The following is a 10,345-nucleotide window of genomic DNA, read 5'->3' on the forward strand; positions in this document are numbered from 1 at the left end:
TAAAAATGGCCGAATCCATAGCTTAGCTATGAATTCGACCAAAAATCCATTTTTATTATTTAGTTGTCTACTTGACAGGGTACAGTTCATAATGTCTTGGGTTTTCTCATTTCACACTAACTGCTCATTATAATGGATTACATCATACAAATATCCTCGGTCTTCTATCAATGTTTCATAATCACCTTGCTCTAGAATCTCTCCTTCATTCATGACAATAATATGATCGAAGTTTTGTAAATATTTTAAGTTATGCGTAACAATGATAATTGTATCTTCTTTATTTAATAATACATTCATAATGTTCTCTTCATTCTGTTCATCTAATGATGCTGTTGGTTCATCAAGCATCCAGATTTGTGCACTTCTTAATAGTAATCTTGCCATTGATAACCGTTGTCTTTCTCCTCCAGAGATATTTTCTGCATTTTGTGTTAAATGTTGGTCTAAATCTAAATAGCTTAAGTTTACTGTTGATAATGCTTGTTTCATTTCTTTATCTTCAGCTTCATTTAATAAATTCTCTCTCACTGTGCCTTCAAAATAATGATTATGTTGCAACATTGTATTGATTTCGTCTACATATTCTTCTTTATTTATTCGTGATAATAATGCTCCGTTATAAGATAATGTACCTTGATTCGCACTATATAATCCCATTAATAAATTGAGCAATGTTGTTTTACCTGAACCTGATGGACCAATGATTGCAACATGTTGTCCTTTTTGGATATTAAAGTCTATATTTTTTAAAGTTGGTCTTTCTTGAAAATCATATTTAAAAGTTAAATTTTCGGCATTGAATAAAGCTTTATTTACTACTGAACTTTCATCTGTTTCATCAAATGATTGATTAATGACTTCTTCGATACTTTGAAGACTTCTTTCTGTATCTGCTTTATAAAATGCAACGTTCGTCATAGGAATTGCTTGTTCAAATAATGTTATTGTAATCATTAATATACTTGCAAAGAATACAGCATTTAATACGCCATCTTGAATTTGCCATATGCATAAGATGGTCATACACCATATACTTACCATTGAAGATAAGTTCAACATAAAATCATACGTACTTAAAAATTTCTGTTCTTTATATTTTTTCGCTTCATATTGATTTTGTTTATTTAATACTTTTTCTTTAAAAGGTAAAAATTGCTGAAATCTTTTTAATTCTGAACGACCATTTTCGAAATCAAAATATTCTGCTACATAGTCCTCTTCACTTTGTTGAACTTGCACCGCGAGAATATTTGCTCTTTTTGCTGATAAATATGGAATTAAAATAACTGAAATAAACATTGATATACCAATGATGATACCGGCATAAATGTTGAAATTAATCATAACTAAAATCGTGATTACAGTCGTTAAAATAATGACAATTGGTGGATAATACACTCTTAGTAATATATTTTGTAATCGCTCGACATTATTAACCATTTGAGTAAGCAAGTCACTTGAACGATATCTTCTAAACACGTTTGGAACGATTGGTATTAAATGATTAAATAATTCCACCCGTATATCTCTTAACATTGTAAAAGTAGATCTATGTGAATATAATCTTTCGAAATACCTAGTTATCGCTCTAACAAAACCAAATAATTTAATCGTTACGATTAAAATCATTAAAGCATATAGTGGTGTTCCAAGTGCACTTTTAGAAATCATATAACCACTTAACGCAAACATACCTAAGGCGGTCAACATACCAAAGACACCTATTATAATAGATAGATAGAAATCTTTATCAAATTTTATAGATAATCTTTTCATTGTATGACACCACCTTTTCTAGGCAAATCTATTTCATGAACCTCTCCATTAAGTACTTCGATATAGTGAGTGGCATATTTCAGAACTGCTTTTCTATGTGCTATTGTTATAACTGTTTTTTCATGTGCAAATTGATTAACTGAATCAACAATAAGCTGCTCTGTTTTTATATCTAGCCCTGTAGTAGGTTCATCAAAAATAACAACGTCTGGATTAAGCAATAGCAATCTTGCAAGTTCTATTCTTCTCATTTCTCCACCAGATAACAATTCGTATCCATCACCTATCATTGTATTGATACCTTTAGATAATTGAGACACTTTTTCCGTAAGACCCACTTCATCTAATACATTTAATACATGATGCTCATCATATTTTAGGAACATCGTGACATTTTCTAGTAAAGAAGCGCTAAAAATGTAAGGTCTTTGGGACAGATAACCAATTTTTAAAGGTTTCTTATAACTGATGTCACCTTTTTTGGGACTCAATTCATTTAATAACAATTTAATCAATGTCGATTTACCTGCACCACTCGGACCTATAATTGCAGTATGACTATTTTCTTTTATATTTAAGTTAATATTTTCAAAAGAAAAATCGTCACGCTTAGGGTAAGAAAAAGATACATTGTTAAATTGAATAATATCTTGATTGTCCATATTTGGATTAATTTGAATAGATGATTGTTTCGTTTGTTCTTCGTTATTCATTTCTTCTATCATTTCTATATAGCCTTCACTTTGTTTACCAGTGTGAAATGCCTGTCCTAAATCTTTAATAGCATTATAAAATTCAGGTGCTAATAATAATGTCGTAATTGCTACAACAAATGATACATCATGGAATACGATGAGTCTCAAACCTACCTCTAATGCAACAATACCTATACCTAGCATTGAAATAAATTCCAACATTAATCCAGATAAAAAAGCACTCTTTAAAATTTCCATCGTTAAATCTCTAAATGAGGTACTGGATTTGTGAATTTTTTCAGTCGTTTGATTTGTTCTATTAAATAGTTTTAATGAAACGAGTCCTTTCGTTAAATCTATGAACTCACTTGCAAAACGGTCTAAAGATTGCATTTGATCTTTCGCTTTATCACGCGTTCTTAAACCAAACACAATATAAAACAATGGAATGAACGGTGCAGTAATCATCATAATTACAGCGGCCGGCCAATGTATGAAAAATAAAGTGATAATAATAACAATTGGGATAATGGTTGATTTAAAGACTTGAGGCAAATAGGATTCATAAAATGGATGTATACCTTCAACTACTTCTGTTAATATTGTGACTTTTGATCGTTTTGTATCTTTATCCATCAATTTATTTCTTACATCTTTTTTAACTTTAAAAGAAAGTTTCTGACCGGATAATTGATTCAAATAGTTAAAGCCTGCTCTTAATAACAGCACAACTAATAATATCGCTAGCCATAAGTAAAGTTGCTCATCCTTTGATTTAACAACGAGCATTTGATTTATAATTTTTCCTAAATATATATTTTGAAATATGACAGTTAAACTAAGTAATAATGATGCTAAAAACATAAAAATTTGCAAGCGTTTATACTGCATACTGTACTTTGTTAATTCTTTCACAATCTCACCACCTTTTTCTATTATAACGTCTTTAATTAAAAAATAAACTAAAATGTATTATTAATTATTCACATATTATTATGTAATATTTGGTACAATAATGATACAGTGATTGTCTACTAATAACCACAGACTTTCAGAAAATTTGAGGAGCTAAAATATGATTATAATCGAATTAATAAAAGCAATAATTTTAGGTATTGTAGAAGGCTTAACGGAGTTTGCACCAGTTTCATCTACAGGTCATCAAATATTAGTAGATGATATGTGGCTAAAGTCTACATCATTTCTCGGAAGTGAATCTGCATTTACATTTAAAGTTGTTATTCAATTAGGCTCTATTCTTGCAGCAGCATGGATATTTAGAAGTCGATATATAGAAATGTTACATATTAAAAAGAATGAACAGAAGAAACGTCGATTAAAGTTATCACACATTATTGTTGGTTTAGTACCAGCTGGAATACTTGGTTTATTATTTGATGATTTTATAGAGGAGCATTTATTTAGCGTTCCAACCGTTTTAATTGGTTTATTGCTAGGTGCTATCTATATGATTGGAGCAGATATTTATTCTAAGCGTGTTCCAAATCCACATAAAGTAGACGATATGAACTATCCAAAAGCGTTTGTTATTGGTTTATCACAAGCGATTGCTTTATGGCCAGGATTTAGCCGTTCAGGTTCTACAATTTCAACAGGTGTATTTTTAAAATTAGATCATAAAGCAGCTTCTGACTTTACATTTATTATGGCAGTTCCAATTATGTTTGCTGCCAGTGCAAAAGCACTTTTAGGTAATATACAATTTATCACTTTAGATCAAATACCATTTTATATTGTTGGCTTTATAGCATCATTTATATTTGGTCTTATATCTATCAAATTATTCTTAAAACTTATCAATCGTGTCAAATTAATACCCTTTGCTATTTATCGAATTATCTTAGTTATCATTATAGCTATTGCTTATTTCGGTTTCGGTATTGGCCAAAACATAGGTTAATACTTAGAAACTACAGTTTGAAGTCGTTGTTTAAGGGTATTTAAATAAGATATATAATTAGAAATTAATACGGAGGAATGACTCATGAATGATAAAGTAAAATTAATCGTCAATACACTACCATTAGTACTAGTACCATTAATTAAAGAACGTAAAAAAATCAAAGAACACCCAGATGTGAAAAACGTAACTGAAACAACAGTTGACCTTTCTCATAAAGTTAAAGATAAAACGATTGAAACAAAAGATAAAGTTGCGGAAAAATCACAACCTGTTAAATCTTATGTTGTCCAAAAGAAACGTTTACACGACTATAACAAACAAATGAAACAACCATTTAAAGAAGAGAAGAAAGAGGAAAAAGAATTGCAAAAACAAATTGACCACCTAGATAAAAAACTACAAAAAAATATTGATGAACGACATAAAGAAGAAGAAAAAGCGCGTAAAGAAAACAAAAAAGACCGTATTAAAGAACTAGAATATTATCAAAAGCTTGAAAAGAAACAAGCGAAAAAAGGCGAAAAGCTTGAAAAAGAAAACAAAAAAGATGTATCTAAGCTAGATAAGAAGCTACAAGATAATATCGAAGCACGTGAAGAAGAAGAGCAAAAGTTAGAAACTGAAAACAAAGAACAACGTATTAAAGAAATCAAAAAGTATCAAGAAAAAGAAAACAAACAGAAATCTTCGGAAAGCACTCAACCAAAATCATTAGCTGATGTTAGTTCAAAACAAGCTAAGCCGAATATTCAAGAATTAGTTAACGAACGAGTTAGAAATGAGAAAAAAGAAAAATCTAGCCACAAACTATTTAATCAACATAAAATATCAATGGAACAACATATCGATCAGTTTCCATATGACGAACATACAGTTGAACATAAAAAATCTAAAAAAAATTTACGTCGCAATAAATGATTAATCGAATCATTATAGATGGGGATGCATGTCCAGTTACGGATGATGTCATACGTATAACTCAAGATACAGACATCTCCGTTCTGATAATAAGAAGTGTTAACCATTTCTCTTTAAAAGAATACCCTGAAAATGTCTCAACCACTTATGTAGATCATGGTGTAGACAGTGCTGATTTTAGGATTGTTAAACTAACAAAATCAAGCGACATTGTTGTCACACAAGATTATGGACTTGCGAGCCTTATATTAAATAAAGCCCAACACGTTATTCATCATAAAGGTTATGAATACACAACAAACAATATAGAACAGTTGTTAACACAAAGACATGTTTCAGCACAAGTACGACAACAAGGTGGTAGAACAAAAGGACCAAAAAAACTTACTCAAGAAGATCATTTAGTTTTTTCGGAATTTCTAACTAACCTCATAAAATAAGACAATGTCAGTTTGTGACATTGTCTTATTTTATAGATGAAGCTTTTCCCGACTAACGGGCAATAATTTGTGAACTAGCTCATTACAACTTAATATATTATCTACTTTATCTTTCTATGAGCTGGCTTTTAGCTTTCTCTAAATTAATATTATCAGTATTTTTCATTTGTTCTAGTTCTATACGCATTTTGTCTGTTTCTAATAAATAATTTTCATGTTTTATTTTTTCTAGCTCTAATTCATCTTTAACTCGTTGTGATTTAATTTTTTCGATTTTAACTGCTTTCGATTGATGATTTTTGACAAGTCCGGCTGTAGTTGAAATGAGCACGATAAGTACTACCATTAGAAATACGTCCAATTGATAGACCCCCTTTTAAAATAAATGGAATTCTCTATTTAAAATCATTATACTACATATGTGAAAGGAGTAATATATATGAAAAGAATTGCTGTATTTTGTGGAGCTAGTAAAGGTAACGACCCTATCTACACAGAACAAGCTTATGCGTTAGGTAAATACTTAGCAGAAAATAAATATGAATTAATTTATGGAGCTGGTTCAACTGGAATGATGGGTGCTGTAGCAAATGGTGTATTAGACCATGATGGGATTGCAATTGGTATAATGCCTAGATTTTTAGGAGAACGTGAAATAGCACATGAAAACTTAACTGAATATCATGTTGTGGAAACGATGCATGAAAGAAAACAAATGATGTCTGATATGGCTGATGCATTTGTCATGTTACCGGGTGGAGCGGGTTCATTAGAAGAATTTTTCGAAATATATACTTGGTCGCAAATAGGTTTACATCATAAACCTATTGCCGCATTGAACATTAAACAATTTTTCAATCCTTTATCCTCAATGATTGAACACTTGATTTCTACTGGATTTGTTAGTAAAGACTATAAAAATTTAGCTATAATTAAAGATGATATTCAAAGCATGTTTGATTCAATGAAAGTTGCTCAACCTGTTAAACTTCGTGATTATCAAAAGTAGCATGAAATGATTTTTCATCATAAACTTCAATAGCATTTAATTTAAAGAGGGCTGTCGTTACACCGACACCTTCTTTTTTAATTCCTTTAAATGTTCCATCGTAAACGACAGTTGAGCCACACGATGGACTATCACTTTTTAATATTACTGTTTGGGCATCTAAGTCCTTTATTATGGAAAGTGCTCTTTTGGCGCCTTCTTTAAACTGATGCGTAACATCTTGGCCAGTTACTGTCATAACCTTAGCTTGATTATTCCAGACATCATAGCCATCTCCTCCAGTAATCTCTGCAGGCTCTCTCGGCACTTGAAGTCCGCCTAGTATTTCCGGACAAATACTTATCGCCTTTTTTTCATCTATTAAATTCTTATAAAATATATCTAATTTATGATTGCCGTCGTATCTTACTTGTTCACCTACTAAGCATGCACTAATAACGATCATATAATCTTCTCCTTATAACACTTTATGATATAAAACGTGAGCCGCTAATCGTTCATCATGTACTACTTTAGGATGTAAGAAATCTCTAATATGCTCCATTTCTAACTTTTCCATCACTCTTCTAGAAGGTTTATTAATTTCAGATGTAAAGCTATAAACTTCATCAATACCTTGTTCTTTTGCGTAGGTTAAGACAGCTTCTGCCGCTTCAGTTGCCAAACCATTTCCCCAAACATCTTTATCAATTCGCCATCCAATTTCATAAAAAGGCAACTCAGGAAAACTCAATTCACTACCCTCTGGTATATAGTTAAGCCCTACCATACCTATGAAAGACTTTGTTTCTTTTAATTCCACAGCAAATAAACCAATCTCATGTTGGTCAATAATCGCTTTCATTTGATCAACAACATTTTTAGTTGCATCATAACTTAGTATATCTGGAAAGTATCTTCTCACTTCGGGATTTGCATTCATGCTTTGAAATTTAGCTACATCCTCGTCTTTCCAATTTCTTAGTATTAAACGTTTTGTTTCAATGTAATAACTCATTTTCTTCACCCAACCTTTATCAAATTAAAAAAAGGATGTACTATTATTTTAGCACATCCTTCTAAAAATTATGACCTTACTGAACTTCTAATGTGAAATCTCTTACCAGTTGGGCCTTCTATACTAAACATTCCACCTTTACCATCTACAACATCTAACTCTAAGTTAGTATGTTTCCAATATTCGTATTGCTTCTTGTTCATATAGAAAGGTACACCTTCAATTTCACCTAACTTCACATCTACATCTCCAATAATCAATGTTCCTTCAACGAATAACATTGGAGAGCTACCATCACAGCATCCACCTGATTGATGAAAAATAAGATTTTCACCATGTGTCTTTTTTAAATCTCTAATGAGTGATTTGGCTTTTTCTGTAGCAGTGACTTGTTCAGTCATTTAGAACAGTCCTGCTGGCTTCTCGTCATAACTAACGAGTAAGTTTTTAGTTTGTTGATAATGATCTAACATCATTTTATGGTTTTCACGGCCAATACCACTCATTTTGTATCCTCCAAATGCCGCATGTGCTGGATAAGTATGGTAGTTATTTACCCATACACGACCTGCTTGGATACCTCTACCAAAACGATAAGCTTTATTTTGGTTTCTTGTCCAAATACCTGCACCTAATCCATATAAAGTATCATTTGCCATTTCTAATGCTTCGTCGTCATCTTTGAAAGTAGCTAATGATAAGACTGGTCCAAATATTTCTTCTTGGAAAATCCTCATATCTTGAGTACCTTTAAATATTGTTGGTTCAATATAGAATCCATTTTCTAAATCTCCAGATTCTTCACGAACGTTACCACCAACTAATACTTCTGCACCTTCTTGTTTACCAATATCTAAATAACTTTTAATTTTTTCAGATTGTTCTTGAGAAGTTTGTGCACCAAGCATTGTTTCAGTATCAAGTGGATTACCTGTTTTAATTTGTTTTACACGTGCTATACATTTTTCGATAAATTTTTCGTAAATATCTTCATGAACTAATGCTCTAGAAGGACATGTACATACTTCACCTTGGTTTAATGCGAACATGACTAAACCTTCAACAGCTTTATCTAAGAAGTCATCATCTTCATCCATAATGTCTTTGAAAAAGATATTTGGTGACTTACCACCCAATTCTAGCGTTACAGGAATTAAGTTTTGACTTGCATTTTGCATGATAATACGACCTGTAGTTGTTTCGCCAGTAAATGCTACCTTATTAATATCTTCATGAGTTGCTAAAGCTTGACCAGCTTCTGCACCAAAGCCATTTACTACGTTTATTAACCCTTCAGGTAATATATCTTGAATTAATTCCATTAAATGAAGAATAGATACAGGCGTTTGTTCAGCTGGTTTAAGAACAACAGCATTACCCGTTACGATTGCTGGCGCCAATTTCCATGTTGCCATTAATAATGGGAAGTTCCACGGAATAATTTGACCAACTACTCCGATTGGTTCTTTAAAATGATAAGCTACAGTATCATTATCAATTTGTGAAATTGATCCTTCTTCTGCTCTCACTACACCAGCGAAATATCTAAAATGATCTACAACTAATGGTAAATCTGCTGCTAGACATTCTCTAATCGGTTTACCATTATCAAATGTTTCAATTACAGCTAGTTCTTCTAAATTTTCTTCTATACGATCTGCTATATCTAAGAGTAATTGCGAATGTTCAGCAGGTGACTTTTTAGCCCACTCAACTTGTGCTTTATGTGCTGCCTTTACCGCTTCATCTACATCTTCTTTAGTTGAACGCGGCATTTTAGCATAAACTTCACCAGTTACCGGAGATCCATTATCAAAATACTCACCGTTTTTTGGATCAACCCATTTACCACCAATAAAGTTTTGATACTTATCTTTTACTTTGTATTTTGCATTTGTTGCAGTTGGATATTCAAAAGCCATATTAAAACGCCTCCCTTAAATTGATTACATATTAATTTTAATTGACGCAAGCGCTTTCATCAACTAAAAAGCATTTTACAATATTAATACAAAATTATATAAATAGTTACAAATATCACTGTACACATTTCAGATAATTATTTGAAATATGATATTGAGAGATGAGATTTGATAAATTCAGACGTGCTATTTATCATGTTGGGCTCGTCTTGATAAGTTCAAGGGCTCTATTTATCATGTTGGGCCAGTCTTGATAAGTTCAAGGGCTCTATTTATCATGTTGGGCCAGTCTTGATAAGTTCAAGGGCTCTATTTATCATGTTGTGCCAGTCTTGATAAGTTCAAGGGCTCTATTTATCATGTTTGCCTTGTCTTGCAATATTCAGCCACTCTATGTTGCTAGTCGACACTGTCTTGCAATATTCGGACGCTCTATGTTGCTAGTCGCACCCGTCTTGCAATATTCAGACGCTCTATGTTGCTAGTCGACCTCGTCTTGCAATATTCAGTCGCTCTATGTTGCTAGTCGCACCTGTCTTGCAACATTCAGCCCCACTATTTAGCTTGTTGAGAATATGTCCATATAATTGTGTAATAAAATAAGAGCCATATATAGCTCACTTTAGTACAATGTAATCGACTAAGAAAAATTGTAGAGGTG

The 10,345-nt window shown here is 31.9% G+C and carries 10 protein-coding genes and 1 pseudogene; 4 read left to right on the forward strand and 7 right to left on the reverse strand.

Features of this window, described 5'->3' with window-relative positions; genetic code table 11:
* Positions 1 to 111: 111 nt before the first annotated feature.
* Positions 112 to 1,779 (reverse strand): thiol reductant ABC exporter subunit CydC, encoded by a 1,668-nt coding sequence (cydC, locus tag CD129_RS00230; RefSeq protein ID WP_107509563.1) that lies wholly within the window; start codon positions 1,777 to 1,779, stop codon positions 112 to 114.
* Positions 1,776 to 3,389 carry an ABC transporter ATP-binding protein/permease gene (locus tag CD129_RS00235; protein ID WP_107509564.1) on the reverse strand — a complete coding sequence of 538 codons (1,614 nt, stop codon included), beginning with the start codon at positions 3,387 to 3,389 and terminating at the stop codon, positions 1,776 to 1,778. Before CD129_RS00235 ends, cydC begins: the two co-directional genes overlap by 4 nt.
* A 160-nt stretch (positions 3,390 to 3,549) precedes the next feature.
* Here CD129_RS00235 and CD129_RS00240 point away from each other — a divergent pair, with 160 nt between their 5' ends.
* From CD129_RS00240 to CD129_RS00250, 3 genes and pseudogenes are all read left to right on the forward strand, one after another.
* Positions 3,550 to 4,395, forward strand: a complete 846-nt coding sequence (locus tag CD129_RS00240) for an undecaprenyl-diphosphate phosphatase (protein ID WP_107509565.1) — start codon at positions 3,550 to 3,552, stop codon at positions 4,393 to 4,395.
* An 84-nt stretch (positions 4,396 to 4,479) separates the two neighbouring features.
* Positions 4,480 to 5,061: pseudogene (locus CD129_RS00245) on the forward strand (hypothetical protein); the annotation flags it as partial.
* A 254-nt stretch (positions 5,062 to 5,315) separates the two neighbouring features.
* Positions 5,316 to 5,756, forward strand: a complete 441-nt coding sequence (locus tag CD129_RS00250; RefSeq protein WP_170167652.1) for a YaiI/YqxD family protein — start codon at positions 5,316 to 5,318, stop codon at positions 5,754 to 5,756.
* Positions 5,757 to 5,862: 106 nt separating this feature from the next.
* Here the strand turns inward: CD129_RS00250 and CD129_RS00255 are convergent, their stop codons facing one another.
* The gene (locus tag CD129_RS00255) at positions 5,863 to 6,117 is read right to left on the reverse strand and encodes a hypothetical protein (protein ID WP_078357326.1); all 255 of its coding nucleotides are present in this window, start codon (positions 6,115 to 6,117) and stop codon (positions 5,863 to 5,865) included.
* A 78-nt stretch (positions 6,118 to 6,195) separates the two neighbouring features.
* Between CD129_RS00255 and CD129_RS00260 the strand changes: the two genes are divergently transcribed.
* Positions 6,196 to 6,765, forward strand: coding sequence for an LOG family protein (locus tag CD129_RS00260; RefSeq protein WP_107509567.1), 570 nt, complete (start codon positions 6,196 to 6,198; stop codon positions 6,763 to 6,765).
* On the opposite strand, the gene CD129_RS00265 is transcribed toward CD129_RS00260, so the two are convergent.
* The 4 genes from CD129_RS00265 to exaC all read right to left on the reverse strand — a co-directional run bounded on the left by CD129_RS00265 (position 6,740) and on the right by exaC (position 9,684).
* Positions 6,740 to 7,210 carry a 2-thiouracil desulfurase family protein gene (locus CD129_RS00265; protein WP_078357324.1) on the reverse strand — a complete coding sequence of 157 codons (471 nt, stop codon included), beginning with the start codon at positions 7,208 to 7,210 and terminating at the stop codon, positions 6,740 to 6,742. The two genes, CD129_RS00260 and CD129_RS00265, sit on opposite strands and share 26 nt — an antisense overlap.
* A gap of 12 nt (positions 7,211 to 7,222) precedes the next feature.
* Complete coding sequence (locus CD129_RS00270) at positions 7,223 to 7,762, reverse strand: GNAT family N-acetyltransferase (protein WP_078357323.1); 540 nt, start codon at positions 7,760 to 7,762, stop codon at positions 7,223 to 7,225.
* A 68-nt stretch (positions 7,763 to 7,830) separates the two neighbouring features.
* Positions 7,831 to 8,163, reverse strand: coding sequence for a DUF779 domain-containing protein (locus CD129_RS00275; protein ID WP_078357322.1), 333 nt, complete (start codon positions 8,161 to 8,163; stop codon positions 7,831 to 7,833).
* On the reverse strand, positions 8,164 to 9,684 hold the full coding sequence (gene exaC, locus CD129_RS00280) for an acetaldehyde dehydrogenase ExaC (RefSeq protein WP_078357321.1): 1,521 nt from the start codon (positions 9,682 to 9,684) through the stop codon (positions 8,164 to 8,166).
* Positions 9,685 to 10,345 lie beyond the last annotated feature (661 nt).

Origin of the sequence: Mammaliicoccus fleurettii (assembly GCF_003970575.1) — a bacterium.
Classification (GTDB): Bacteria; Bacillota; Bacilli; order Staphylococcales; family Staphylococcaceae; genus Mammaliicoccus; species Mammaliicoccus fleurettii.